21 protein-coding genes and 1 riboswitch are annotated in these 26,231 nt (G+C 41.9%); of the genes, 12 read left to right on the top strand and 9 right to left on the bottom strand.

The window, feature by feature from the left end; genetic code table 11:
* Positions 1–19 precede the first annotated feature (19 nt).
* The 7 genes from BCY91_RS07180 to BCY91_RS07150 all read right to left on the bottom strand — a co-directional run bounded on the left by BCY91_RS07180 (position 20) and on the right by BCY91_RS07150 (position 8,051).
* The gene (locus BCY91_RS07180; protein ID WP_120181284.1) at positions 20–1,159 is read right to left on the bottom strand and encodes a hypothetical protein; all 1,140 of its coding nucleotides are present in this window, start codon (positions 1,157–1,159) and stop codon (positions 20–22) included.
* A gap of 50 nt (positions 1,160–1,209) precedes the next feature.
* Positions 1,210–1,821: an alpha-ketoglutarate-dependent dioxygenase AlkB family protein gene (locus BCY91_RS07175; RefSeq protein WP_120181283.1), complete on the bottom strand. Its 612-nt coding sequence runs from the start codon at positions 1,819–1,821 to the stop codon at positions 1,210–1,212.
* A 72-nt stretch (positions 1,822–1,893) separates the two neighbouring features.
* A complete protein-coding gene (locus tag BCY91_RS07170) occupies positions 1,894–2,211 on the bottom strand; it encodes a DUF6686 family protein (RefSeq protein WP_120181282.1) in 318 nt (105 codons plus the stop codon).
* Between the two features lie 74 nt (positions 2,212–2,285).
* Positions 2,286–3,521, bottom strand: a complete 1,236-nt coding sequence (locus tag BCY91_RS07165; protein ID WP_120181281.1) for a DUF4374 domain-containing protein — start codon at positions 3,519–3,521, stop codon at positions 2,286–2,288.
* Positions 3,522–3,550: 29 nt separating this feature from the next.
* Positions 3,551–5,905 carry a TonB-dependent receptor gene (locus tag BCY91_RS07160; RefSeq protein WP_120181280.1) on the bottom strand — a complete coding sequence of 785 codons (2,355 nt, stop codon included), beginning with the start codon at positions 5,903–5,905 and terminating at the stop codon, positions 3,551–3,553.
* Between the two features lie 138 nt (positions 5,906–6,043).
* On the bottom strand, positions 6,044–6,763 hold the full coding sequence (locus BCY91_RS07155) for a DUF4198 domain-containing protein (protein WP_120181279.1): 720 nt from the start codon (positions 6,761–6,763) through the stop codon (positions 6,044–6,046).
* A gap of 4 nt (positions 6,764–6,767) precedes the next feature.
* Positions 6,768–8,051, bottom strand: coding sequence for a PepSY-associated TM helix domain-containing protein (locus tag BCY91_RS07150; RefSeq protein WP_120181278.1), 1,284 nt, complete (start codon positions 8,049–8,051; stop codon positions 6,768–6,770).
* A 153-nt stretch (positions 8,052–8,204) separates the two neighbouring features.
* A riboswitch (SAM riboswitch) is annotated at positions 8,205–8,309 on the top strand.
* Between the two features lie 209 nt (positions 8,310–8,518).
* Between BCY91_RS07150 and metH the strand changes: the two genes are divergently transcribed.
* The 5 genes from metH (at position 8,519) to BCY91_RS07125 (ending at position 15,771) form a co-directional block, all read left to right on the top strand.
* On the top strand, positions 8,519–12,319 hold the full coding sequence (metH, locus tag BCY91_RS07145) for a methionine synthase (RefSeq protein WP_120181277.1): 3,801 nt from the start codon (positions 8,519–8,521) through the stop codon (positions 12,317–12,319).
* 86 nt (positions 12,320–12,405) lie between these two features.
* Positions 12,406–12,624: a four helix bundle protein gene (locus BCY91_RS07140; RefSeq protein ID WP_182995328.1), complete on the top strand. Its 219-nt coding sequence runs from the start codon at positions 12,406–12,408 to the stop codon at positions 12,622–12,624.
* A gap of 39 nt (positions 12,625–12,663) precedes the next feature.
* Positions 12,664–13,620 (top strand): methylenetetrahydrofolate reductase [NAD(P)H], encoded by a 957-nt coding sequence (gene metF / locus BCY91_RS07135; protein WP_120181275.1) that lies wholly within the window; start codon positions 12,664–12,666, stop codon positions 13,618–13,620.
* A 113-nt stretch (positions 13,621–13,733) separates the two neighbouring features.
* Positions 13,734–15,002 (top strand): MFS transporter, encoded by a 1,269-nt coding sequence (locus tag BCY91_RS07130; protein ID WP_245989022.1) that lies wholly within the window; start codon positions 13,734–13,736, stop codon positions 15,000–15,002.
* Between the two features lie 4 nt (positions 15,003–15,006).
* Positions 15,007–15,771, top strand: coding sequence for a segregation and condensation protein A (locus tag BCY91_RS07125; protein ID WP_120181273.1), 765 nt, complete (start codon positions 15,007–15,009; stop codon positions 15,769–15,771).
* Here the strand turns inward: BCY91_RS07125 and BCY91_RS07120 are convergent.
* A complete protein-coding gene (locus BCY91_RS07120; protein WP_120181272.1) occupies positions 15,704–16,750 on the bottom strand; it encodes a Gfo/Idh/MocA family protein in 1,047 nt (348 codons plus the stop codon). The genes BCY91_RS07125 and BCY91_RS07120 overlap by 68 nt on opposite strands.
* Before the next feature lie 118 nt (positions 16,751–16,868).
* Between BCY91_RS07120 and glyA the strand changes: the two genes are divergently transcribed.
* The 7 genes from glyA (at position 16,869) to BCY91_RS07085 (ending at position 24,948) form a co-directional block, all read left to right on the top strand.
* Complete coding sequence (gene glyA / locus BCY91_RS07115) at positions 16,869–18,140, top strand: serine hydroxymethyltransferase (protein WP_120181271.1); 1,272 nt, start codon at positions 16,869–16,871, stop codon at positions 18,138–18,140.
* A 57-nt stretch (positions 18,141–18,197) separates the two neighbouring features.
* The gene (locus tag BCY91_RS07110; RefSeq protein WP_182995327.1) at positions 18,198–20,909 is read left to right on the top strand and encodes a PAS domain S-box protein; all 2,712 of its coding nucleotides are present in this window, start codon (positions 18,198–18,200) and stop codon (positions 20,907–20,909) included.
* 68 nt (positions 20,910–20,977) lie between these two features.
* Complete coding sequence (locus tag BCY91_RS07105; protein WP_120181269.1) at positions 20,978–22,909, top strand: LTA synthase family protein; 1,932 nt, start codon at positions 20,978–20,980, stop codon at positions 22,907–22,909.
* A 177-nt stretch (positions 22,910–23,086) separates the two neighbouring features.
* On the top strand, positions 23,087–23,404 hold the full coding sequence (locus BCY91_RS07100; protein WP_120181268.1) for a rhodanese-like domain-containing protein: 318 nt from the start codon (positions 23,087–23,089) through the stop codon (positions 23,402–23,404).
* Entirely contained in the window at positions 23,404–23,640 is a 237-nt protein-coding gene (locus BCY91_RS07095; protein ID WP_120181267.1) for a DUF6358 family protein, read from the top strand. The genes BCY91_RS07100 and BCY91_RS07095 overlap by 1 nt, the downstream gene beginning before the upstream one ends.
* 8 nt (positions 23,641–23,648) lie before the next feature.
* The gene (locus BCY91_RS07090; protein ID WP_120181266.1) at positions 23,649–24,197 is read left to right on the top strand and encodes an NUDIX domain-containing protein; all 549 of its coding nucleotides are present in this window, start codon (positions 23,649–23,651) and stop codon (positions 24,195–24,197) included.
* 16 nt (positions 24,198–24,213) lie between these two features.
* Entirely contained in the window at positions 24,214–24,948 is a 735-nt protein-coding gene (locus BCY91_RS07085) for a lysophospholipid acyltransferase family protein (protein WP_120181265.1), read from the top strand.
* A 44-nt stretch (positions 24,949–24,992) separates the two neighbouring features.
* On the opposite strand, the gene BCY91_RS07080 is transcribed toward BCY91_RS07085, so the two are convergent.
* Positions 24,993–26,210 carry an MFS transporter gene (locus tag BCY91_RS07080; RefSeq protein ID WP_120181264.1) on the bottom strand — a complete coding sequence of 406 codons (1,218 nt, stop codon included), beginning with the start codon at positions 26,208–26,210 and terminating at the stop codon, positions 24,993–24,995.
* Between the last annotated feature and the right edge of the window lie 21 nt (positions 26,211–26,231).

Genomic DNA, 26,231 nt, shown 5'->3' with positions numbered 1-26,231 from the left:
GCTACAATTCCATTACAAACTAATTGTAAGCGCGGTAAAAGCTGTGGATGCGTTGCACCAACTGATCGTAAATAGGTTTGGTGAAGGCTAAAAATAAATCTTGTGGAGATGGTGGTCTGCTTTCGCGGCGGCTGAGCAGGATTTTATCGTTTTCTGTTAAAGCGCGTTCATCGCCACGATAGGCGCCCCAGGTATCTGTCCAAACATAAGTACCGGGCAGTTTATCTTGGCGGATCACCTTATTGCTAGCCAAATCAATAACCCTAAAATCAAGCAAACCGGTAGAGGTAATGGTTTTTTCGAAAGTGGTGAGCTTGCCGGTAACGGTGCCGTAAATTGCTTTACGTACAGAGTCGCGCGTTTCGCCAATTTTCACATTGTCTTTTTTGATATCCTCTATCCGCTCTTTCACGTAGGTTTGCCCAACCAAAAAATCATCAAAACTGAGTTGCAGCACTTGGTCAAACTTTACTTTAGCCATACGCGCTTCGGCCGGACTGTAAAAGCGCACAAAACTTTTTGCCTCGTAATTTTTTAGGTACTCATCTATCTTATTTTGGAAATACTCGTTGCTCAATTTGTATAGGCGCGAGTTAACCTGCACCGGCTCTACCCGTACCCTTATTACAGCAGCCCAATAAGCATCGTCCATTTTTAACTTTGCATCTTTAAAGCCCGGCACAAGCTGGTCCGCCGTTTCAAAATGGTAATAAGCATCGCGGGCATCGGCCCTATTTTTTAGCTCCAACAACCTTAGTCCTTCATTATATCGCGCCAAAGCGGCAAAATACTTAGCGTCGTTTTGTTCCTCAATATATTTTTCGGGATTTGGGATTAAAGCCAAACAAGCAGGACAATCGCCAATGGCATTTGCCAAATTGTTGATGGACCGGTACTCTGCCAGCACCTGCTCCCATTTAAAAACATCGTCGCTCAATTTTGCATCAGCAATACGATTAAGATGTCTTTTAAGCGCAAAATCGTAACCTTTTTTTAGGGTTTCTAGCGCTTTACTTTTTGTAGGATTGCTTTTTAAACGATTGATAGCCGTGTACACAGCCTGATCGTAATTGCCACTTTGCAAAGATTTTTTTCCGCTGCTACAAGCCTGCAAAATGAGTATTGCCGAAAAAAAAACTAGGATACGATAAATTTTCATGCGCCTTAAAAGAATGCTTCAAATATAAGACGTTTGTGGCGCAAAAAACGTTACGTTGTAGCACTAATAATTGTACGGAAAGTTAGGTTAACACGCGGCAACTTCACTTTTTTGCTTACAGGCAAGCTGTGCAACCAATGACTTTGCGTTTCGCCGTGCATCAATAATAAACTGCCGTTAGGCAATAATAACTCTACTTTTTCTTTGGTTTTTTTGTGCTTAAAAACAAACTTCCGCTCGGCGCCAAAACTTAAAGAAGCTATGGCGGTGTTTTTGCCCAGTTTTTTCTCGTCATCACTATGCCAAGACATGCCTTCTTCGCCGTTATGGTAAAGGTTTAACAGGCAAGAGTTGAACGATTTTGCAGTAATATCCTCTACCATGCTTTTAAGGCTTAACAAAGTGGGCGACCATGGCAAAGCCATTTTTTCGGTATTGGAGTAGGTATATGTAGCCAATTCATCTGCATACCAGGCAATTTGTCTTTTGGTAACGATGTGCTTGCCATAAATCACCACTTCATCGTTTTTCCAAGGAACTTCTGCCAACAGATGCGATAAGAAATTATTAGCCTGTGAAAGGCTCATAATTTGCCCGTAATAGGTAAGTGCCCCGTCATAAGGCAATAAGTTTTGCGTATCTGTGTTCGAAAAAAGATCCATACTAGTTTAGCAAAATACAACAACTGTACCTCGAAAACTAACACCCAAACAAACTTATGAGCTATAAGCCACTCAATAAATCAATCGGTAAACGCCACACATATATTCTGCCTCTTCCATGGCAGCGTAAAAATCTGTCCATTCGTCTTCGGTAAAAGCGAAGCAAATGTCGGCGTTTGGGGTATGCAAAATCAACCTGCTTTCGCCATCCGGGAAACGGTAAAAGCTTTCGTTAAAATCCGGACTTTCGGTATATTTTTTAAAGGAACGGAACTGCGCATCAGAAAACGTAAGCATCAAATTGCGGTGCCAGATATAAATGTGTTTACATTGCGCACAGTAGCTGATGTGGGCCGCTCCTTTTTTGCTGAGCGTTACTTTGTTGCACATAATTCACGGGTAGATGAAGGGTCCGGCGGAGAAAAACCCCGCAATGGCTTAAAAGCCATTGCGGGGATTAAAGATTAGTCTAGGTGTTGTACCGCAGTAATTTTGCCTCCGATAACTTCAACACCTTGCGTTGCAGTTGCCGTAGAAGCATCAATTTTGTACACATAGCATTTTGTATTTGCTAGGTTAACGCCAATATAGGCGGTTCTGCCGTCTTTGGGTGTGTAGTTGTTGGTGGTTAGCCCGCTAATGTCTTCCAATTTAGGCAAACCAGTTACTTTTGTTACGCTCTGGGCGTTTACATCAACAATCGCTAATTCGCTACCGGCAGTATAAGCGCCTTTTTTTGCTTTTGGCTGGATATGAGCCACAAACTTTCCGCCGCCTATATACAACCAATTTGTGATATAATAATTTCCGGATTTTGCTTCAAAATCGAAGTAGTAACTCTTATCAAACTCTGTTGAACCTGCTTTAATCCTAGTGATAGCAGAAGGTTTAGTATCTGTAAACCTTTTAACGTTTTTATCTCCTACTAAATCAGAAGTAGTAGAAACCGAGCTAGAGAACGCATAAACATCCCCATTTTCTACAACGCCTAAACCATTTACAAAATAACGTCCTATAAAACTTGTACGGTCATCTTTAATGGTTTTCTCCAACTTCATGTCTGGGTACGAGTAAACCGCGATCCAAGCCTGATCGTGAAAATCTGAGTCGAAACTGTTGTTTTTAATTGGGAAAAATGGCGCAAACACTTTATTGCCCACCTGTTGCAACCAGCTAAAATGTGCTATTTCGCCATTGTTTGCCGGAGCCAAGGCATCTAAGGTTCCACGTTTACCAATGGTGTTTGTGCTAGTATTAACTTGGTAATAGGTGTAAACTGTGCTATCTGCACCAATTGAGCGCGGAACCTTTGTTAGCAAGATATCGTTATTAACAGGGGCAAAAGCCTGCACAGTTTCAGTTTGGAAATTTGTGAGCTTAACTAAACTGCCTTGTTGAATGCTGTAAGCAGTTACCGCTCCTGGATTACCTTGCCCGTACAACATGCTGTAAAATTTGTTGTTTGTTGTCAAATAGTAACGATAAGTTCCGTCCTGTTCAAGACCGTTACCTATTATAGAAACTTTTCCGGTATCTAAACTACCCGCGGTTACCAGATAATCTGCTACGCCGGTAGAGGCTGCAGGCGTAACGGCTAATATAAAATTGCCGGGGTTTTTAGGCCCGTCATCTTTAGAACAAGAAGCCAAGGTTGCAGTTATTGCAACAGCTGCGATAGCTTTTGAGAAAGTAGTTTTCATGTGAAATTATATTGATTTATTGTTGTTAATTATTGTTTATTAATGAAATATCTAAAATTCAGGTAGAAACCTCGGCTAGGTTTTTGGAGGCTAAAATTATCATACATCAAAGCATCGGTAATGTTTTTCACCTCTAACCCTAGGTTGTAACGTCCGTTATGAAAGCTATAAACCGCGTTGGCATCTAAAGCTATTTGTAAAGGAATGCCATACTTACCTTTAGAGGTTCCGTAAGCCGGCCAATACAGCCAAAAATCATGTACATACAACAAATTGGTCCCCACTGTAAAGCTGTTTCCTTTTTGCCCCAAATCTCTCAGCGTAGCAGAGGCATCCACATTGCCAAACAGGAAAGGGATGTTTGGCATTTGATTGAGGTATAGGAGGCTTACACTCGTATAATACTTGCCGGTAGTTTGGTCAATCTCATATTTTTGCAGATTTCTTAAATATTGATAAGTAACAGTAGCGCCGGCATTCAACCAGTTTTTGTACGAATAACGAAGCTCCGCATCTGCCCCCCAAGTGCTTACCCCATCTCGGTTGTCTGCTATAAACTTGCTTTGGTTATTGTTGAGGCGGGTATAAATAAAATCTTTTGCGTGCCTTAACGCTCCGTTGCCAGTAACAGAAAAATGGTGGTTGTCATTTAGCGCAAAATCGTACATAATACCTATGTTGAAATTGTCGCTGGCTTGCGGTTTTAAATCTAAATTACCTTCTTGGTTTTCTAAATCACCAAAAAACTCAATAGCATCTGGCAAACGGTTAGTATGTTCATATGATGATTTTAGCTGAAGGTTTGGCTTTACAAAATAGCTTACCGCGGTACCATATCCAACTTTACTTGTTGTAGCAGTAGGGCCACCTTTTACCGATGTATTTTGCAGGTAGTGTTTGCCAAAAACGGTAACGGACCAAACATCTTTCACATCGTAATTATAACCTAAACCCAATACGTTTTTATTGGTTTTGTTAGGCCTCTCTAAATTGTTGTTACTTGGATTTGCAGCATCGCTCCCCTCTCTGGCAAAAGTGCTAAAAACATTGCTTAAAGCTAGCGACTGCCTTTCGCTAATTTTATAATTGGCCATTGCAGTAACCAAGCCGTTATTATTTTTATACTTATACAAGGTGCGTGAGCGTTCGCCGCTGGTACCGTTTGGGATGCTGTTGCCATACCAATCAAAACGTACGTTCATGGTGTCGATGTTTTGTTCTGTACCCAAGTTATAATTCGCGTTAAGCGTAACATTTAAGCCTTTTACCAAATTATCTTTTTTGTACTTCAGGCTTGGCATAATGGTATTTCCACGGCGGTGCCAACCCCCAAATACGCTAACCATACGCGCCCCCGTTTGTATCTCCTTATAATTTTGCCCTAGCGTAATCCCGAGTAAAAGTTTATCCGCAAAACTCTTATCTACAACACCCGCGTTTACGATTAGTGCTTCGTTGTGATAGGTATCGTGGAAACGACGAATTGTAGCCTTTGGCGAGTATGCCCCAGTGTTGATGTCAGAAGCCTCTACCTGCACTTTATAATTATTGTCGGAGTAATTTTGGAAGGCATTTAATTGAACTGTTAAACCGCCTTTAGAAGTTACAGCTGCATTTACAACGCTTCGATGCGTGTTAAAAGACCCGTAAGAATAAGAAGCATCTACATAATTTCTATATCTATCTCCGGTCACGATATTTATCGCTCCGCCTAAGGCATCAGAACCTAACCACATGGGTACCACCCCTTTATAAACTTCAATCCTTTCGGCGATGTTAACCGGAATATTGTTGATCTGGAACGATGAACCAAAATTATCCATCGGTATCCCATCGATAAAATATTTGATATTATTTCCAGAAAACCCGTTCAAAGACAGGTTAAAATTAGAACCAACGCCACCAGATTCTCTCACACGCACACCCGAAACACGGTCTAAGGCGCCCGAGATATCAAGGGTTGTGTTGTAAAGTTTTTTTGCATCTATGGCAGTAACTGCAAAAGCTTGACGATTTACTTCTTGCGATGCGGTACGGCCATACACTTTAACCGATTGCAGATTTTGTACATTGGCCTTTAGCACAAATTTCACGTTTACGGTACTTCCCTCTTTCACAGTCACCTGCTTCTGTTGCGGAAGCATCCCAACAGACGAAACATTTAGCTGGTAATTTCCTGCAATTAGATTTTTTAGCGTAAAAGCACCGTCTGCATCTGTAGTTAAGGTTATTGCCTTCTCTTGGAGTTTAACAATTGCACCGGGTAGCGCAATGCCATCTTCATCTAAAACTTTGCCGGTAATTGTTGCGCTTTTGTTTTGCGAAAAAGTTGCAGAGAAGACGGAACACAATATCCCTAGCAACAAAAATTTTTTAAATTGCATTTACTTTTGATTGACGTTGAAAGAAGCCGCTTCTCAGCGGTTAAAAAGCTGTACGGTTGCCGCCGTACGGCTTTTTTGACATTAGCGCCTGAATGCTCTAAGCAACCAGCTAAGAGCAAACAGGACTTAGTTTCATTGTTATTTGCTTACCACAAAAGAAGAAGTGGCGCCCTGCCAAGCAGCGGTATATGCTTTGCCATTATGCTGACCGCTTTTCTCTTCGTAATTGCTTGCTTCAAGCACATAACGGCCCGGCCACAGCGGCAAAAATTCAATGGTGCCATCTGCGCTTACTGTAAAGTCTTTGCTCCAACCTTCGGGCGAAAAAACAGTAACGGTTTTGCCCTGCGCGGCGGTTCCGTTTAAATAAGCATTAACTTTTACAGCACTGTTTACCTTATAAACTTTGGCCTCTGTAGCTATTGCATGTAATGGGTTGGCAATTGCGCTGCCGGAAATTACGGCGTTTTTACCTACTGCAACCGGCGCTACAGAAGAAAACTCGTATTTGGTGGTACCACCCAGTTCTTTAGCTTCGTGCACCACGGTTAACAGGTACACGCCTTCTTGCGTTGGCGTAAAGTTGGCGCCGTAATAATTGGCACCTGCTTTAGTTTCTAACTTAATTTTTTCGTTTTTTGGCGTGGTTAACCATAGTGTAAAGTCTCTCACATCAGAATACCATTTTTGCACCGAGTCGCGCTCGTTAGCTACATACTCGCCATAAAATATCTTTACCTCGTGTTTGGCGTTCAGCTTGCCGTTCACGTCGGTTTCTATCCATAAAGCGTGAGCAAAAACTTGGTTTGTGCCCATTGCTGTTAACAATACAATCAGTAGTGATTTTAAGTAGTTCATTATGTTATGATATGTTAGTTGAGGTTTGCATCAGTACCGGCACTTCTTCTGCTGTTTTCTTCTCCGCTTTTTTCGGTACAAATTTTTTCACTTCTTTAATTTGGATGCGGTTTCCATTGCCCAAATAGTCATCATTCCTTTTTTTAGCTGTTTTCTTTTTGCCAAATTTTCTGTTCCACCAAATAATAAAACCGGTTACGGGCAAAGATGCCCCAATTAAGGTTACCAAAAAGGCCAATACTTTGCCCGGAAACCCTAAAATGCTGCCTACGTGGATATCGTAATTCATTTTACGCAACTTGGAGCCAAAACCTGCTTCTTGGTAAGAAATATCGTAAACTGGGCTATCGCCTTTTAGGCGTTCTAAAGTATGCTGATCAAACTGGTAAATCTGGCTATTGTAAAACTGCCCCGCACTTGGGTAAACTGAAATGTAAATGGTTGATTTTGCATCTGATGTATCCGGAAAGGTGTAATAAAAACCTTCCGAGCTTGGGTTCTCTTTCATCGCAAGCATAAAGGCCTTATCAATAGCCTGCTCTGGAGTATAATGTTTGTTGGCTTGCAAAGAATCGGACCGTAAATTGCCGTATTCTCCTAAAGACTGCCCCCCAGAAGTTACCCAGTACAAACCTTTGCTATACCACTGAATGCCGTAAACCATCCCGGTAAGCGCAATGGCTAAACAAAACAGCAAAGAGTAAAAACCCAATACGTTATGCAAATCCAGGTTAACCCGTTTAAAAGAACCGTTCCATTTAATCTTGAAGCTCTTCTCTCTCGTTTTTTTGTTCCATTTTTTAGGATACCACCAAATTAACCCAGTAATTAACATTACCACAAAAACCAGGGTTCCGTAATTAACAATGGGCCTGCCTATACTATAAGGCATCCATAAAAAACGGTGCCCGTTTAAAATAAAGCGGAAGAAATCAAAATCGCCCTTTTTAACATCTTTCGTACTCACCACCTCGCCGGTGTACGGATTAACTTCCAAACTTGATCCGCCCCTTCTTGCGCCTACGGCAATATGCGCTGTACGCCCTTGTTGGTAAGTAACGTATGACAGTTTTTGACCTGGATATTGTTTTTGTGCGATAGCACCTAATTGCGACGGCATCAACACTTGCTTATCCTGCTTCTCAATCCGTGTTTTCGGGTTTAACAAGGCGGTAATTTCATCGTTAAAAACCCAGATACAGCCAGTTACGCATACAATCAGCACGATAATCCCCGAAATTAAGCCGAGCCAGAGGTGCAACCAGTTGTTTATTTTTCTAAATGTCATCTGCTTATTTAGACTAAATCTTTATACGGCAAAGATATAAGCGAAATGTAAACTTTCAAAAATTATTTAAAATAATTCTAAATAAGGCCTGTAGACGTGTGAGCCAAGGTGCTTAACATTTGCTTTTGATTAAAAATATGATGACTTTTGCAGCGCTTATAGAGAAAGATGGAGGGATTAGACCCAGCGAAGTCTTAGCAACCTGTTCGCAAACAAGGTGCTACATTCTATCCGGCAGTATGCTGGAAAAGATAAGTCAAAGTCTGCATTAAACACCCTACCCCGACTTTTTCTAGAGCAAACAGTAACAGATTTGAGATGATAGACAGGAGATTTGAGGCCTAGTGAGCGCACAAATCAATACTTTTCGTTTCGAATTTACAAACAGATGCGGGAAAGATATACACTTTTATGTAGCACGTTTAAACGTCTAGTGTTTCCTATCTCACATCTCATATCTTAAAAAAATGGACATCAGAAAAGAACTGGAAAAAAGGATTTTAGTGATAGACGGTGCAATGGGCACCATGATACAGCGCTATAAATTAAGCGAGGAGGATTTTCGTGGAGAACGGTTTAAAAACCATCCTGTTGACGTAAAGGGCAATAACGATTTGCTAAACATCACCCGTCCGGAGGTAATCAAAGCTGTCCATGCCGAATATTTAGCTGCTGGAGCCGATATTATCGAAACCAACACCTTTAGCACGCAAAGAATTTCCATGGCCGATTATGAGATGGAAGAGCTTTCGTACGAACTGAGCTACGAAGGTGCACGCATAGCCAAAGAAGTAGCAGAAGAGTTTACCGCTAAAAACCCGGAAAAACCGCGTTTTGTAGCCGGCGCCATTGGCCCTACCAACCGCACGCTTTCCATGTCGCCAGATGTAAACGACCCCGGTTTCCGCGCCATTACGTTTGAGGGTTTAGAGGAAGCGTATTATGAGCAAATCCGCGGATTGGTTGACGGTGGTGCCGATTTATTATTGGTAGAAACCATTTTTGACACGCTGAACGCCAAGGTTGCCATTTTTGCCATTAAACGTTACGAGCAGGAGCTGAACGAAAAATTGAAGAACGGAGAGGAGTTACCAAAGCTACTTTCTTCATCAGTATATCCACAAAGCCAAGCATCATTATCATCCAAAGAAGAGCCAAGGGTGACACTTCCCATCATGATCTCCGGCACCATCACAGATGCTTCCGGACGTACCCTATCCGGCCAAACCGTGGAAGCATTTTTAAATTCCATGCGCCACGGCGATTTACTGTCCATAGGTCTTAACTGTGCTTTAGGCGCCAAAGAAATGCGTCCGCATATCGCCGAGCTATCCGAAAAGGCAGATATGTTTGTGTCTGCTTATCCTAACGCGGGTTTACCGAATGAATTTGGCGAGTATGACGAAACCGCATCGCAAACGGCTGGTCTGGTAGAAGATTTTATCGCCTCGGGCTTTGTAAATATCATTGGTGGCTGTTGCGGTACAACCCCAGAACATATTGGCGCTATGGCTGCCATCGCCGCCAAATATCCGCCAAGGAAAGTGCCGCAGGTGGAACCTCACATGCGTTTATCTGGCTTAGAAGCCTTCATCATAAAGCCCGATACCATGTTTGTAAACGTGGGCGAGCGTACCAACGTTACCGGCTCTCCTAAATTTGCCAAGCTTATATTAAGTGGCGATTTTGATGCTGCCCTTTCCATTGCCCGCCAGCAAGTAGAGGGCGGCGCGCAGGTGATAGACGTAAACATGGACGAAGGAATGTTGGATTCTGAGGCTGCGATGACCAAATTTTTGAACCTCATCGCATCAGAGCCGGATATTGCCAAACTACCCATCATGGTCGACTCCTCTAAATGGTCTGTAATTGAAGCGGGTTTGCGCTGTATGCAGGGTAAAGGCATTGTAAACTCCATATCTTTAAAAGAAGGCGAAGAAAATTTTAAAGCTTACGCCCGCAAAATTAAACAGTACGGGGCGGCTACCGTGGTGATGGCTTTTGATGAGAAAGGCCAGGCCGATAATTTAGAACGCCGGAAAGAAATTTGCAAACGTTCTTACGATATTTTGGTAAACGAGGTGCAGTTCCCGCCACAAGACATCATTTTTGACCCAAATATTTTAACCGTTGCCACGGGATTAGAAGAGCATAATAACTACGCCGTTGATTTTATTGCCGCCACAAAATGGATTAAAGACAACTTGCCACACGCGAAAGTGAGCGGCGGGGTATCAAACATTTCTTTCTCTTTTAGGGGTAATAATACCGTGCGCGAGGCTATGCACTCGGCTTTTCTTTACCACGCCATTAAAGCTGGTTTGGATATGGGAATTGTAAACGCCGGAATGTTGGAAGTTTACGAGGAAATCCCAAAAGAACTGCTTGAGAAAGTTGAAGACGTATTGCTAAACCGTAGGCCGGATGCTACCGAGATTTTGGTGGATTACGCTGAAACCGTAAAAAACAAGGGTAAAGTACAGGTTAAAGATGAGGAATGGCGTCGCGGAACGGTGCAAGAACGGCTTTCGCACGCTTTGGTTAAAGGTATCGTAGATTATATAGATACCGATGTAGAAGAAGCGCGACTGCTATATCCGCAACCGATAGAAGTTATTGAAGGCCCTTTAATGGACGGGATGAATGTGGTGGGCGATTTATTTGGTGCCGGAAAAATGTTTTTACCGCAGGTTGTAAAATCTGCCCGTGTAATGAAAAAGGCCGTAGCTATTTTGATGCCTTATATTGAAGCCGGAAAAATTGAAGGCAGCAGCAGTGCCGGAAAAATATTGATGGCTACAGTAAAAGGCGACGTGCACGACATCGGCAAAAATATTGTGAGCGTGGTTTTGGCCTGCAACAATTTTGAGGTGATAGATTTGGGTGTGATGGTTCCGCCCAACCGGATTGTGGAAGAAGCGCGCAAACACAATGTTGACATTATTGGCCTAAGCGGTTTAATAACGCCTTCTTTAGATGAAATGGTACATTTTGCCAAAGAAATGGAACGCGAAGGTTTTACCATTCCTTTGCTAATTGGCGGCGCAACCACTTCTAGGATTCACACTGCTGTTAAAGTAGATCCACATTATAGCGGGTCGGTAATTCACGTTTTAGACGCATCCAGAAGTGTGGGCGTTTGCAGTCAGCTTTTAGCGAAAGACACTAAAGAAGCATACATTAAAAACTTTAAAGAAGAGTACGAAAAAACGCGCGACAACTATAACAAAAAGAAGGTTGCTAAAAACTTTTTACCCATTGCAGAAGCGCGCGCAAACAAATATCAGATAAATTTAGAGAACCTTAAACCGGTAAAACCTCAGTTTTTTGGAACCAAAGTAATTGAGGATTATCCGTTAGAGGAACTGCTTCCATACATCGACTGGACGCCGTTTTTCCATACGTGGGAACTCCGCGGATCGTACCCGCGCATTTTTGAAGACGAGTTTGTTGGAACCGAAGCTAAGAAACTGTTTAACGATGCCCAGGTATTGCTGAAACGCATTGTTGATGAAAAGCTACTGAAAGCCAGCGCCGTATTTGGCTTTTGGCCAGCAAACTCTGTAGGAGATGATATCCTGTTAGACGTTGAGAACTCGGCACTCAGCGTTCAACAGCGGGCGATCAATGAGTCTCAAATCTCAAATCTCAAATCCCAGGTCATAATACACACCCTTCGCCAACAGGCAGAAAAACCGGCAGGAGAAGTTTATTATGCCCTTTCGGATTTTATCGCTCCTAAAGAAAGTGGTATACAAGACTATTTTGGCGCGTTTGCGGTTACTGCCGGCATAGGTACAGATGAATTGGTAGCCGAATTCCAAAAATCTTTTGATGATTACAACAGCATCATGACCAAAGCCCTAGCCGACCGTTTAGCTGAAGCTTTTGCAGAAAAACTGCACGAGATGGTGCGTAAAGAATATTGGGGCTATGCCGGTGAAGAAACCTTGAGCAATGATGAACTGATCAAAGAAAAATACCAAGGCATACGTCCGGCACCGGGTTACCCCGCTTGCCCGGACCATACCGAAAAAGCTACCCTTTGGCAGTTGCTGAATGCAGAAGAAGAAATCGGTTTAAAAATTACAGAAAGTTTTGCCATGTACCCGACCGCAGCAGTAAGCGGCTTTTACTTTGCCAACCCAGAGTCGCGCTACTTTGGCTTAGGCAAAATCAACAAAGATCAAATTGAAGATTATGCCCAGCGCAAAAACATGGACGTAGAAACTACGGAGCGATGGATGAGCCCGAACTTAGGGTACTAGTTGGTCAGGGGTTAGGCGGTTAGATGTAAGGGCGCACAATTTTATTAGATTTGACCACGATTAGTGCCGTCTAAATAAATCGTTTATTGATCAAACAATTTACCATTATTAGAAAAGAAACACTACAATTTTTAAATATCGCTAAAGGTTCATTATTTGAGTTAGAAACCCAACTGTTTATTGCCTTTGATTTGAAACTCATTAAAGAATCCGAAACCGACAACTTATTGTTACAACTTGAGAATTTGGGCAAACTTATTAACGGCTACATTCGCTTCTTAAAAACTAAGTTGCCAACAAACTAAACAACTGACAATCGGACACCTAACACCGAACAAACTAAAATGAAAATCACCGACCATATAAAAAACGCAAAAGGGAAAACGCTTTTCTCTTTTGAGCTGTTGCCGCCGATAAAAGGCCAAAGCATACAAGGAATTTACGATGCCATAGATCCTTTGATGGAGTTTAAACCTCCGTTTATTGATGTAACCTCGTCTCGTGAAGACTACATCTATAAAGAAAAAGAAAACGGTCTTTTAGAAAAAGTATCGTACCGCAAACGTCCGGGTACCATCGCTATTTGCGCCGCAATTATGAATAAATACAAGGTTGATGCCGTGCCTCACCTGCTTTGCGGCGGTTTTACCAAAGAAGAAACAGAAAACGCTTTAATAGATTTACAGTTTTTGGGTATCGATAATGTTTTGGCGCTCCGTGGCGATGCACGCCGTACAGATGCCTCTTTTGTGCCAACGCCGGGCGGGCATTGCTACGCAACAGACTTGGTGCAGCACATTAAAGACCATAACTCGGGAAAGTTTTTGCATGAGGATGTATCATCAGAGCATAACAGTGATTTTTGTATCGGTGTGGCCGGGTATCCCGAAAAACATTTTGAATCGCCAAACCTGAAAACAGATTTCAGTTATCTGAAAAAGAAAGTCGATTTAGGTGCCGAATTTATTGTGACCCAAATGTTTTTTGATAACCAAAAATATTTCGATTTTGTAAACAAATGTAGAGAGAACGGTATCGATGTGCCAATTATCCCCGGCTTAAAACCAATTAGCGCCATGGGACAATTGGTGGCTTTGCCTAAAAGCTTCCATATTGATTTGCCCGAAGAGCTGAGCGAGGCCGTGCATGCCTGCAAAAACCAAAAAGAAGTTAAAAAGGTGGGCACCGAGTTTATGATTCAACAATGTAAAGAATTGGTGGAGTTTGGGGTTCCGGTATTGCATTTTTATACTATGGGCAAGCCAGAGCAGACCTACGAAATTGCTAAAGCCATATTTTAAATATAACCCCGAGGATTTCGGGGTTTTTTGTTCTCATACCCAAAAACTTAAACCTATTTTGCTTGCACACTAACCGATAAATTCCGTTTTTTGTGCCCTCCTATCATTAAATTTTGAGCGAAGCTTTTACACCCACAAAACCCGATCCTTACATCGCGTTACGTTACCCCGAATTCCGTTCGTTCTTGTTCATGCGCTTTTTTTTAACCATCGGCTATCAGGTGCAGGGCGTAGTTATTGGCTGGTACATTTACAACCTCACGCGCGATCCTTTTTCTTTAGGTTTAGTAGGGCTGGCAGAAGCCATCCCTGCCATAGGCATTGCGCTTTACGGCGGTTATGTTGCAGATAAATCCAACAAAAAAACCTTGTTAAACAAAGTTGTCGCGCTCATTTTGTTTTCGTCAACGGTGATGTTCGTGGCCACTTTGCCCGCGGTAACCAACAGTGTGGGCCAATCGTCGCTCATCAACATCATCTATTTGATGATTTTTGTAAATGGAATAGCCCGCGGGTTTTACGCGCCCACTTCCTTTTCGCTAATGGCGATGATGATCCCGCGCGAGCATTACGGAAATTCATCCACCTGGAACAGCTCTGCCTGGCAAACCGCATCTATCGCAGGTCCGGCAATTGGGGGCTTGCTTTACGGCTTTGCAGGCATCCACAATACCTTCATATTTATTTTAATTTGCCTTTCAATAGCGCTTGTTGCCAGTTTCCGCATTAAAAGCAGACCTGCAACTTACGTGCGAACCACAAGTATCTGGCAAAGCTTATCAGAAGGCTTGCGTTTTGTTTTTAAAACCAAAATGCTGTTGGGTGCGCTCAGCTTAGATTTGTTTTCCGTTTTTTTTGGAGGTGCCGTAGCTTTAATTCCGGTAATTGCTAAAGAAGTGTTGCACGTTGGTGCTACGGAATTTGGTATTTTAAGAGCCGCGCCGGCGGTTGGCGCAGTACTCACCATGTTATTGATGACACGCTTTTCGCCCATGGGAAAACCTTGGCGCAATTTGCTGTTTGCCGTTTCCGGATTTGGAATTTCCATCATCTGTTACGGGCTGTCCACTAATTTTTATGTCACCCTCTTCTTCTTATTTTTGGAAGGAGCTTTTGACAGCGTTAGCGTAATTATCCGATCCACTATTCTGCAACTTCTTACGCCCGATGATATGCGTGGCCGAGTTTCGGCGGTTAATTCGATGTTTATCGGCTCGTCTAATGAGATTGGCCAATTCGAATCTGGCCTTACCGCTAAATTGATGCGTACCGTGCCAGCTATTGTTTTTGGTGGCAGCATGACTTTGGTTGTGGCCGCAGTAACTTGGCTAAAAACTAAAAAATTGGTTTCTTTAAGTTTAGATGAGATAAGCAAGCGCTAAACCAATGACAACCGAACAGCCAGAAGATTTTGCGATTAAACTCCCCATTTTTGAAGGGCCTTTTGACTTGCTGCTGTTTTTTATCGAACGCGATGAACTGGATATTTACAACATTCCGATAGCGCAAATTACAGATGACTTTCTCAATTACCTGCACCGCTTAAACGCTTTAAATATCGAATTGGCCAGCGAATTTATTTTTGTTGCGGCCACCTTGATGCGCATCAAGGCAAAAATGCTTTTACCGCGTCCAGAGCTTAATGAGGCCGGTGAAGAAATTGATCCTAAGCAAGATTTGGTAAACCGCCTTCTGGAATATAAGCGTTTTAAGGAAGCTTCTGAAACATTTAAAGCTTTAGAAGATGAACGTTTTTACCGCTTAAAACGTGGGAATATTGCAGAAGATGTAACGCAACTTTTAGCCAATGTAGAGCACAGCGAAGATTTAACTTCCTTTGATTTATATAAGTTATTGAAAACCTATCATAAGATAATGGGGCAGTATGAGATTAGAGCGAAGGAAGTTAAACACACCGTAGAGCAATATCCTTATACTATTGAGGAACAAAAATCAAAAATCACTAACTTACTGGAAATCAACAAAAAGCTCGACTTTAAAGCCATGCTCGCCATTTCTAAAGACCGCGTACAGTTTGTGTACAATTTTTTAGCGATGCTGGAGCTTTTACAACAAGAGCTGGTTAAAATACAGATTGGCCTGGGTTATAATAATTTTTGGTTGCAGGAGAAAGAAGTGCCTGTTCAATAAAACCGATTACGTTTAGCTCATCTTCCAAACCTATTTCGGGATTTTTGCCGTTTTGGATGCAATCTATTACTCGGGCTAAAAAAACATCGTGTTTATCTGCAGAACCCTGATAGTAATGATAGTTATTAGCCTGCGTTACCTGATTGAAAACCGGTATTTCAAAGCTATCTTTTAGATTTACGGACTCCAGTTTTTCCATGTATTGCCCCCCGACCTTAACGTTTCCTTCCGAGCCGATGATAGTTAAACTGCTTTCTAAATTAGTTTGATAGCTGGCGGTAGTAAAGTTAAAAACTCCGATACCGCCGTTTGGCAGGTTAAAGCGTATTAAACCGCTGTCGTTAAATTCGGTTTTTACAGCTGGGTTAAGGGTAAATAAATCGCTGTTAACTTGCTCGGGTTTTCCGCATAGCCAGATTAACAGATCTATAAAGTGGCTAAATTGCGAATACAATGGTCCCCCGCCCAAATCTTTAGTTGCACGCCAAGGCGCATCAGCATAATATTTTTCATTGCGGTTCCAAAAACAGTTAATTTGCAATAAACGGATGTCGCCTAACATCCTGTCTTCCATCAGTTTCTTTAACCAAACAGCAACGGGGCTATAACGGTTCTGCATCACCGCAAAAACCTTTTTACCAGATGCTTTCTCGGCCTCAACCATCTGTAAAACGTCGGTTCGCTTTAAGGCAACAGGCTTTTCGCAAACTACATGGTAACCGGCTTGTAAACACGCTATGGTATGCTCAGGATGCAATCCGTTAGGGCTGCAAACGCAAACCACATCCGCTGGGATATTTGCCTTTAAAAAATCATCAACGGAAGTAAAAAACGGAATTAATTTACTGATGGTCTTATGTTTAGAGAAGTCAACATCCACCGCAGCAATCAACTCGGCATCTCTAAAACCATCTAACAAGGCAACATATTTTTTACCAATATTACCTGCGCCAATAATGACGAACTTAATACTATCCATGTAAGTTTTTCTTCAAATTTTGCGATAAAAAATAACTAATTTAGGCCCTTAAAATTCTGGGTAATAGCACAAATACACAGAATCAGGCTGTAATATTATCAAATAATCTCATAAATACATGAAAAAAGACAAATTAATTTTTGATCTCATCCAAAAGGAACAAGAAAGACAAGAAAACGGTATCGAGCTAATTGCCTCAGAAAATTTCGTGAGCAAGCAAGTTATGGAGGCAGCGGGTTCTGTTTTAACCAATAAATATGCCGAGGGTTTACCCGGAAAAAGATATTACGGCGGTTGCGAAGTGGTTGATGACATTGAAAACATCGCAATTGAAAGAGCAAAAGAATTATTTGGTGCTGCATGGGCAAATGTGCAACCACACTCTGGCGCACAAGCAAACGCTGCCGTTTTATTAGCTATTGCAAATGCTGGCGACAAAATTTTAGGGTTTGATTTATCACACGGTGGCCACTTAACCCACGGCTCTCCGGTTAACTTTTCTGGGAAATTATACCAACCTTTTTTTTACGGTGTAGAAGAAGAAACCGGCTTAATTAATTACAAACAGCTAGAAGAAGTTGCTTTACGCGAGAAACCTAAAGTAATTATCTGTGGTGCTTCGGCTTACTCGCGCGAGTGGGATTACGAATTTATCCGCGCTGTTGCCGATAAGATTGGCGCCTTGGTATTGGCAGATATTTCGCATCCATCGGGCTTAATTGCTAAAGGTTTGCTTAAAAACCCGCTGCCGCACTGCCACATTGTAACTACCACCACACACAAGACACTTAGAGGGCCGCGCGGCGGTTTAATTATGATGGGTAAAGATTTTGAAAACCCATGGGGCTTAAAAACGCCTAAAGGCGAAACAAAAATGATGTCGGCTATTTTAGACGGCGCAGTATTCCCTGGCACTCAAGGAGGCCCGTTAGAGCACATTATTGCCGCTAAAGCAATTGCTTTTGGCGAAGCTTTAAGCGACGAGTACAAAACCTACATTGAGCAGGTGAAGAAGAACGCAGCTGCAATGGCCAATGCGTTGGTGGCAAAGGGCTACAAAATCATCTCTGGTGGCACCGACAACCACTTGATGCTTATTGATTTGACTAATAAAGATATTAGCGGTAAATTGGCCGAAGAAGCTTTAGGAAAAGCCGACATCACCGTTAACAAAAACATGGTTCCGTTTGATAAAAAATCGCCTTTTGTAACTTCTGGTATCAGATTAGGTACTGCGGCAATAACCACGCGTGGTTTAAAAGAAAAAGAAATGGAACAAATTGTAGAATTAATTGATTCTGTGATTGTTAATCACAAAGATGAAACTTTCTTAGCTAGCACACGTAAACAAGTGAACGAACTAATGGGAAAATTCCCTTTATATAAATAAACCGACTTGAACTTCTTCGAAGAACATCATATGACCCAAAATCATCCTAGCCAAGTTATGGATGGTTTTGGATTATATGAACCGTCTTCTAACGAAGAATTTGATGATATTTTAACCTTAGCCTGTTTCATAACCGGCTGTAGCGCTGCCTACCTTTCAATCATTGATGACGGATGGCAAAATATCAGATACACCAAAAACTATCCTGCCAATCAAGATCTGTTAGCGCATAGTATCTGCTATAACACGGTTAGCGAAGAAACGTTTGTCCAAATCAGCAACCTGGACCACCATCCGCAGGTTAAAGGCGTGGAAAAAGCACTGCAGCAAAACCTCAATTTTTATGCGGGTTTTCCGCTTATAGCCGCAGATGGCCTTGTGTTAGGAACACTTTGTGTTTTAGATACTCAAAGCAAAACGCTAAATACAGATCAGATAAGGAGTTTCGGCATTTTAGCTAAACAAGCGTTAAACCTTTTAGATCTACGTAAATTTAAGATAGAGCGCAGGCAGGTGGACCAAAGCGCTGAAGACAGCAGGACCTTTTTTAATGCTACTACCAGTGTAGTTTGCATTTTGGACGATGCGTTGCGAATCCAAAAAATTAACGATGCGGCAGAACTTATTTTCGGAGTTACGCCGCAAGAATGCAAGGGCTTAAACGTTGCAAAGTTTGTAGATGCCGAAGACATGAAACGCGTGCTAGCCCTGGCTACTTCATGTTTAAAAAATGGCAAAAAAAGTTTTGATGTAGACACCCGGGTTAGCAGCAATAACGGCGACCCGAAGTGGATTAGCTGGAAGGTTTTAACAAAAGAAAGGCGCTGGTTTGTAATTGGCAGAGATATTACCCAAGAGCGCCAGAACAACAAAAGCCTAAACCAGCTTTCTACCATTGCCGGCAAAATTAACAACGGCATAGTAATTAGCAACCACAAACTAGAAGCTGTGTGGGTAAACCACGCTTTCACCAAAATTACCGGCTACACCTCAGATGATGTTGCCAATAAACGTTTAAGTGATATTTTAGCCGGCCCTGAGACCAGCATAGACGACATAGAGCAAAGCAGAGAAGAACTCCGCAATAAACATTTCGCATCGGTAGAGTTGCTGGCTTACAAAAAAAGCGGCGAAAAAGTTTGGCTGTCTCTACACCATTCTGTGGTTTTAGATGACGAAGGAAAGTTGGACAGCGTAGTTTCCATTCTTTTAGATATTACCAAACGCAAGGAATCTGAAAAGCGTTTGGAGCTTTTATCTTTGGTTGCGAGTAAAACCAACGCAGGGGTATCTATTTGTGATGAGAACGGCAAAGTTACTTGGATTAATGAAGCCTTGGAAAAAATTTTTGGTTTTAAAAACGAGGAAGTTATAGGCCATAAACTTATAGATTTTATAAAAGGCGAAGAAACCGATTTCGAGCTTTTGCAAATTGCACGCGAGAAAGCAGCCCGTTATGAACCTTTCAACCTGGAACACAAGGTTTACCGCAAAGACGGAAAAGAACTGTGGGTTTCTGTTGACAATACCCCAATTTATAATGAAGCCACTGGCGAACGCGCACAGGTAGAAATTATCAATGACATTACGCAACGCAAAGAAACAGAACTGCAAATGTTGGCTTCGCGCGAGGAAACCCTGAAACTGAGCCAAGCAAAAGAAGCTTTTGTTTCTATCATGAGCCACGAAATACGCACACCTTTAAATGCAGTAATCGGGCTTGCGAACATCCTGCACCAAGAAGAAAAACTACCTACCCAAGAAGAATCTATTAACCTGCTGAAATTTTCTGCAGACAATCTTTTAAATCTCATTAATGACATCCTCGACTTTAACAAAATTGAGGTAGGCAAAATGACATTGGAAAATAAGCGTTTAGATGTGCGTGCATTGTTGCAAGATATTGTAAACTCTATGCGCTTTAAAATTGACGGCAAGCCGATTAAGCTGGAGCACCATGTAGATGCTGCTATTCCACAGCTGGTGCGGGGCGATAAAACCCGTTTATACCAAATTTTGGTGAACCTGATTAACAATGCCATCAAATTTACGCCAGAAGGATTTATTAAAGTTAGCGTTAACCAACAACCAGAAAAAGACAATAAGGTTGTTTTAAAGTTTGCTGTGGCCGATACCGGAATTGGGATAGCTAAAGAGAAGCAGAAAGCTATTTTTGAACCATTTACGCAGGCAGAAAGCAATACGTCCAGAAAATACGGGGGTTCTGGCCTAGGTTTATCTATTACCAAAAAATTAATTGAGCTGTTTGGAGGCAACATCCAAGTAAATAGCGAGCCTGATGTGGGCACCGAATTTTATTTTACGCTAAAATTCAATAAATTCGAAGGCCCTATTGATATGCCAGAAACTGCACCTTCTATTACGCTTAACGCAAAAATCCTTGTTGTTGATGATAATGAAATCAATACCTTATTAGCGCAACGCGTACTTTCTAAATTTGGTTTAACCGTGGTTGCCTGCAACAGTGGCGCCGATGCCTTAGCTTTATTGGAAGATAAATCTTTTGATTTGGTGCTGATGGACGTGCATATGCCGGATTTAAACGGCTATGAAACCACGCTTAAACTGCGCGAAAAAGACGATGTTTACTTCAAAGAACTTCCTATTATTGCGTTAACCGCCTCGGTACTGGAAGATAGCATTGATGATATTAACCGCTCGGGCATGACAGATTTCCAGCTTAAACCCTTTAAACCCGACGAGTTGGCCAGCAAAATTGCCTTACATCTAAAAAAATCGGCAGTTTAAATCAGGGCGGCTAAAAAAATGTAATTCCATTTTTATCTTAACTTTGTCGCGTAATTCCCTAAGCGCAAATGTTAAAATATCTTAAAGGCAACGTCTACATCGCTCTGATGCTTAGGTTGCTCATCATTTTTCTTCTTTATACCATTTCCCGTGCTTTATTTTTGCTGTTTAACCTAAGCAACTTCCCCGGATTGCATTTTGAAGAGCTTGTGCGCATATTTTTGGGCGGCCTAAAGTTTGATTTAAGTGCAATTTTATACCTCAATCTGCTGTTCATCCTCAGTCAAATTTTGCCTTTCCCCTTTGTTTACAGTCGCAATTATCAAAAAACTTTCAAATGGGTATTCTTTGTCACCAACGCAATAGGTTTGGCCGCTAACGCCGGCGACATCGTATACTATCCTTTCACTTTAAAAAGAACCACTTTTTCGGCTTTTGCGCAGTTCTCTAATGAGGAAAACTTAGGGAGTTTGTTCATCAAATTCATTTTCATAGATTATTGGTATATCACCCTGCTATACATAGCTATGCTTGCGCTGATGGTTTGGCTTTATAAGCGCATAAAAACCCAAAAACCCAACATCCCATCAAAAATTTTGTATTACAGCAGTTCTGTGGGGATAATGCTGCTTTTGGCCTGGTTTTGTGTAGCAGGCCTGCGCGGAGGTTTTAGACACAGCACGCGCCCAATTACCGTAAGCAATGCGGGCGAGTTTGTTAAAGATCCGGCGCAAATCAACATCGTTATTAATACTCCTTTTTCAGTAATCAGAACAATCAGCACTAAACCGCTAAAAAAACGGGATTATTTTAATCAGGCTACTTTAGACAGCATTTACAATCCTGTTAAACTGCCCGACACCAGCCAAGCATTTAACAAAAAGAACGTTGTTGTTTTAGTGCTGGAGAGTTTTAGCCGAGAATACATTGGTGCTTTTAACCCTACTCTAGAAGGCGGCAAATATAAAGGCTACGCGCCCTTTCTTGATTCCTTAAAATCTGTTTCGCTATCATTCAATAACGCTTATGCCAACGGCCGTAAATCTATAGAAGGCTTACCATCTGTTATTGCCAGCATCCCCGGAATTAATGAACCTTTTGTTTTAGGCTATTACTCGGGCAACCGTATTAACAGCTTGGGCGGTTTGTTGGGCAAAGAAGGTTATCACACTTCGTTCTTCCACGGTGCACCCAACGGTTCTATGGGGTTTAGTTCATTTATAAACATGGCAGGCATTAAACATTACTATGGCAAAACAGAGTATAATAACGATGCGGATTTTGACGGCATTTGGGGCATTTGGGACGAGCCATTTTTACAATTTTGGGCCAATAAAATGAATACTTTCCCGCAACCGTTCTTTAGCAACGTGTTCACGCTTTCATCGCACCATCCGTTTAAAGTCCCAGAGAAATACGAGGGGAAATTCCCGAAAGGGACTTTGCCCATACACCAAAATATCGGTTACAGCGATATGGCTTTGCGCAAATTTTTTCAAACAGCGTCTAAAATGCCCTGGTACAAAAACACAATTTTTGTGCTTACGGCAGATCATTCTACCGTGGCCTGGCACGATGAATACAAAACCTCGATAGGTGCCTATGCCGTGCCGATTATTATTTTTGACCCCTCTGGAGAATTAAAGGGACAGATAGATGCGCCAGTGCAACAAATTGATATTTTCCCTACCATTATGAATTATCTGCATTACCCAAAACCTTATTTTGCTTTTGGGAACGATATGCTGAACCCCAAAGAACATTTTGTAATTAACACCATTGACGGGGATTACCAAATTATGGTGGGCGATTATGTAATGCTTTCGCGAGATGGCAAAGCAATTAAACTTTACAATTACCGGGAAGATATACTTCTAAAAAACAACCTGTTGAAACAAGAACCCTTGCTGGTTGCCAAAATGGAACGTTACCTAAAAGCATTTATACAACAGTACAATGCGCATATGATTGACAATAGCTTAACCGTGAAAAGGCGCTAATTGGTTTAGTAAAAAACAATCCCGGGGTGATGTTTTTATCGCTTAACAAGCTTGGCTAAACAAGACAGATTCAAAGCTGCCCGAATCAGATTTTATCTCCATCTTATTATCAATAGCAATTGCCTCCTTGTCAAACTTTATTTTTCTAAATTTGAATTTCAATAACACAGTAAAATCATGAAAGAAATAAGCGTAGAAGAACTTAAACAATGGAAAGATGAAGGCAAAGACTTTCAATTAATTGATGTCCGCGAGCCTTTTGAATACGAAATGTCTAACATAGAAGGAGAAAATATTCCTTTAGCAGGTGTAGTTATCGAAGCCGATAAAATCCGTAAAGACGTGCCGGTGGTGATGCAGTGCCGCAGCGGAGCCAGAAGCGCTAATGCTTGCGCACAACTGGAGCAAAATTTAGGTTACACCAATTTATATAACTTAAAAGGCGGCATTTTGGCTTGGGCGGCAGAGTATGATAATGATATGCAGGTTTACTAATGTTTAAGCATTTTCTGTTCAGTATCGTACTAAATTTTTTAATTATCGGCTCGGTAATCATCGGTTTTTACGGTTACAAAGCCGGTAATTATTATTTTATCCCGCTTTTATGCGCCGCTGCTTTCGGTTTAAGCGTGTATTATAAAATCAGGCACACCAAAATGGTGCGTGATGAAATCCGCAGAAAATCCGAAGCAAAAACAGTCCCAAATTCCGGTAAAAAGAAGAAGCGCTAAATTTCATCATGCACGATAGCAACCCTTGGCAAACTTTAGGCAGTAAGCAAATTTATGACAACCCTTGGATTAGGCTTACAGAGCACCAAGTCATCAATCCATCTGGCGGAAGCGGCATTTACGGCGAAGTTCACTTTAAAAATTTAGCCATCGGCATCATCGCGATAGATACGGATGACCAAATTTATTTGGTAGGCCAATACCGCTATCCGTTAAAAGCTTACTCTTGGGAGTTGCCAGAAGGCGGCGGTCCCTTAACTGAAGAACCGCTTGATGCTGCAAAGCGCGAGCTTTTGGAAGAAACGGGTTTAGTTGCCCAAAAGTGGAAAGAGGTTTTACGGATGCACCTTTCAAATTCTGTGAGCGACGAGTTAGGTGTGCTTTACTTGGCTTCGGGGTTTGAGCAGTTTGCCCCACAGCCAGAAGAAACCGAGCAGTTGGAAGTAAAAAAAATGCCTTTTGAAGAGGTATACCAAATGGTGGTAAATGGAGAAATCACCGACTCATTAACCGTTGCCGGGATATTGCGCGTTAAATTAATGAGAGAAGGTTTTTGATTTTATATTTGCAGTTATGAGCAGATTTTTCGGCTTCCTTTTAAGCCCGCTACACCATTTGGCTTTCTTTATCATCCTAATTGTATTTCAGCCTATACAGTGGCTCAGCTTAAAGATTGGCGGTTATAAAGCACACAAAACATCGGTAGATTGGCTCAACTTTTTCCTCACCAGCGCTTACTATATTTTGGGCAATACGGTAAAGTTTGTGAACCATCATAACTTGCCAACAAACCGGCCAATAATTTTTGCGGCCAACCACCAAAGCATGTACGATATTCCGCCTTTGATCTGGTTTTTGCGCAAATATCACGCAAAGTTTATCTCCAAAATTGAGCTGACCAAAAACATCCCTTCCATTTCTTTTAACCTTAAATATGGCGGCGGTGCCAACATCGACCGTAAGGATAAAAAACAATCTTTAGGCGAAATTATGAAGTTGGGCGAGCGTATGCAAAAGAATATCTGGTCCGCAGTGATTTTCCCTGAAGGTACCCGCTCCAAAAACGGAGTGATGAAAGAATTTCAAATAGGCGGAATTTCGGTGTTGCTGAAGAAAGCGCCTGATGCGCTTATTGTTCCTATTGCTATTGAAAACTCTTGGAAAGTGGTTAAAAACGGTTCGGTTTGGCTTCATGCTTTTATTCCCTTAAAGTTTACGGTACTGCAACCCATTGAACCTGCCGGTAAAGATGTATTGGCACTTATTAAACAAGCAGAGACCGAAGTAAGGGAATTTATCGAGAAATAACCCAAACCTCAGTCCTGTACTCCAACAATCAATCACCAAAATTTTTATTCGCTTGCGCGATGATGCTCAATATTGGGCAAAAAGCCAGTGATGATACCGATTAGCGGTAAAAACGCGCAAATTTTAAAAACATAGGCTATGCTGGTATGGTCCGCAAGCCAGCCCAGCAATGCCGAACCAATGCCGCCCATCCCGAAGGCAAAACCGAAGAATAAACCGGCAATCATCCCAACTTTTCCGGGAATTAAATCTGTGGCGTAAACCAATATCGCCGAAAAGGCAGAAGAAAGTATAAAACCGATTATAACAGACAATACACCCGTCCAAAACAGGCTCGCATAAGGCAACATTAAAGTAAATGGGGCTACACCTAAAATAGAAATCCAGATGATGTATTTACGGCCAAACCTATCGCCCAAAGGGCCACCAATCATGGTGCCGGCAGCAACGGCCGCTAAGAATGCGAATAAATGTATTTGCGACGCCTGTACCGATACGTGGAATTTATCGATTAAGAAAAAGGTAAAATAGCTGGTGATGCTGGTCATGTAAAAGTACTTGGAGAATATCAGCACCAGTAAAATTACAATAGAGCTAATTACCGTTTTTCGGGGTAAGGCAGGTTTTTCCAGATCAATAGCTTTGGCCGGCCTTTGCTGCTTTAAATACAGATGGTTTTTGTACCATTTACCAATTTGGATAAGCAAAATAATGGCAATTACGGCCGCTAAAGCAAACCAAATGATGTAGAATTGGCCGTATGGAACTACAATTAAAGCGGCTAATAATGGTCCGATGGCGCTGCCGGCATTACCGCCCACTTGAAATATGGATTGTGCCAAGCCTTTTTTACCTCCGGATGCCATATGTGCCACGCGTGAGGATTCGGGATGGAATATGGACGAACCCATACCAATTAAGCACACGGAAAACAGAAGCCACCAAAAATTTGAAGCCCAAGAAAGTGACAACAAACCGCCCAAAGTAAACATCATACCTGTGGCTAACGAAAACGGACGGGGTGTTTTATCGGTATATAAACCCACAAAAGGCTGTAAAATAGAAGCGCTAAGCTGAAAGCAGAAAGTGATTAAACCAATTTGCGTAAATGAAAGGTTGAAATTGGTTTTAATCATGGGGTAAATTGCCGGTATTACCGACTGCATCATATCGTTTAGCAAATGCGCGATGCTGATGGTAAATAAAACCGAATAAACGGTTGCCGAAGCGTTTTTTTGTAATGGCCTGTCTGTTGTTTGCATTGCTTTGTTATATATGGTTCC

Source organism: Pelobium manganitolerans (assembly GCF_003609575.1).
GTDB lineage: Bacteria > Bacteroidota > Bacteroidia > Sphingobacteriales > Sphingobacteriaceae > Pseudopedobacter > Pseudopedobacter manganitolerans.
Note: the sequence above shows the minus strand (reverse complement) of the source record. Positions and strands in the feature narration are given on the sequence as shown.

Bases quoted from the DNA above. Each gene is read 5' to 3' on its own strand.
- glyA (WP_120181271.1), top strand. From the start codon at position 16,869: ATGAAAAAAGACAAATTAATTTTTGATCTCATCCAAAAGGAACAAGAA.
- BCY91_RS07120 (WP_120181272.1), bottom strand. From the start codon at position 16,750: ATGGATAGTATTAAGTTCGTCATTATTGGCGCAGGTAATATTGGTAAA.
- BCY91_RS07150 (WP_120181278.1), bottom strand. From the start codon at position 8,051: ATGACATTTAGAAAAATAAACAACTGGTTGCACCTCTGGCTCGGCTTA.
- BCY91_RS07155 (WP_120181279.1), bottom strand. From the start codon at position 6,763: ATGAACTACTTAAAATCACTACTGATTGTATTGTTAACAGCAATGGGC.
- BCY91_RS07125 (WP_120181273.1), top strand. From the start codon at position 15,007: ATGACAACCGAACAGCCAGAAGATTTTGCGATTAAACTCCCCATTTTT.
- BCY91_RS07090 (WP_120181266.1), top strand. From the start codon at position 23,649: ATGCACGATAGCAACCCTTGGCAAACTTTAGGCAGTAAGCAAATTTAT.
- BCY91_RS07080 (WP_120181264.1), bottom strand. From the start codon at position 26,210: ATGCAAACAACAGACAGGCCATTACAAAAAAACGCTTCGGCAACCGTT.
- BCY91_RS07110 (WP_182995327.1), top strand. From the start codon at position 18,198: ATGGATGGTTTTGGATTATATGAACCGTCTTCTAACGAAGAATTTGAT.
- BCY91_RS07105 (WP_120181269.1), top strand. From the start codon at position 20,978: ATGTTAAAATATCTTAAAGGCAACGTCTACATCGCTCTGATGCTTAGG.
- metF (WP_120181275.1), top strand. From the start codon at position 12,664: ATGAAAATCACCGACCATATAAAAAACGCAAAAGGGAAAACGCTTTTC.
- BCY91_RS07175 (WP_120181283.1), bottom strand. From the start codon at position 1,821: ATGGATCTTTTTTCGAACACAGATACGCAAAACTTATTGCCTTATGAC.
- metH (WP_120181277.1), top strand. From the start codon at position 8,519: ATGGACATCAGAAAAGAACTGGAAAAAAGGATTTTAGTGATAGACGGT.
- BCY91_RS07100 (WP_120181268.1), top strand. From the start codon at position 23,087: ATGAAAGAAATAAGCGTAGAAGAACTTAAACAATGGAAAGATGAAGGC.
- BCY91_RS07085 (WP_120181265.1), top strand. From the start codon at position 24,214: ATGAGCAGATTTTTCGGCTTCCTTTTAAGCCCGCTACACCATTTGGCT.
- BCY91_RS07180 (WP_120181284.1), bottom strand. From the start codon at position 1,159: ATGAAAATTTATCGTATCCTAGTTTTTTTTTCGGCAATACTCATTTTG.
- BCY91_RS07160 (WP_120181280.1), bottom strand. From the start codon at position 5,905: ATGCAATTTAAAAAATTTTTGTTGCTAGGGATATTGTGTTCCGTCTTC.
- BCY91_RS07170 (WP_120181282.1), bottom strand. From the start codon at position 2,211: ATGTGCAACAAAGTAACGCTCAGCAAAAAAGGAGCGGCCCACATCAGC.
- BCY91_RS07165 (WP_120181281.1), bottom strand. From the start codon at position 3,521: ATGAAAACTACTTTCTCAAAAGCTATCGCAGCTGTTGCAATAACTGCA.
- BCY91_RS07095 (WP_120181267.1), top strand. From the start codon at position 23,404: ATGTTTAAGCATTTTCTGTTCAGTATCGTACTAAATTTTTTAATTATC.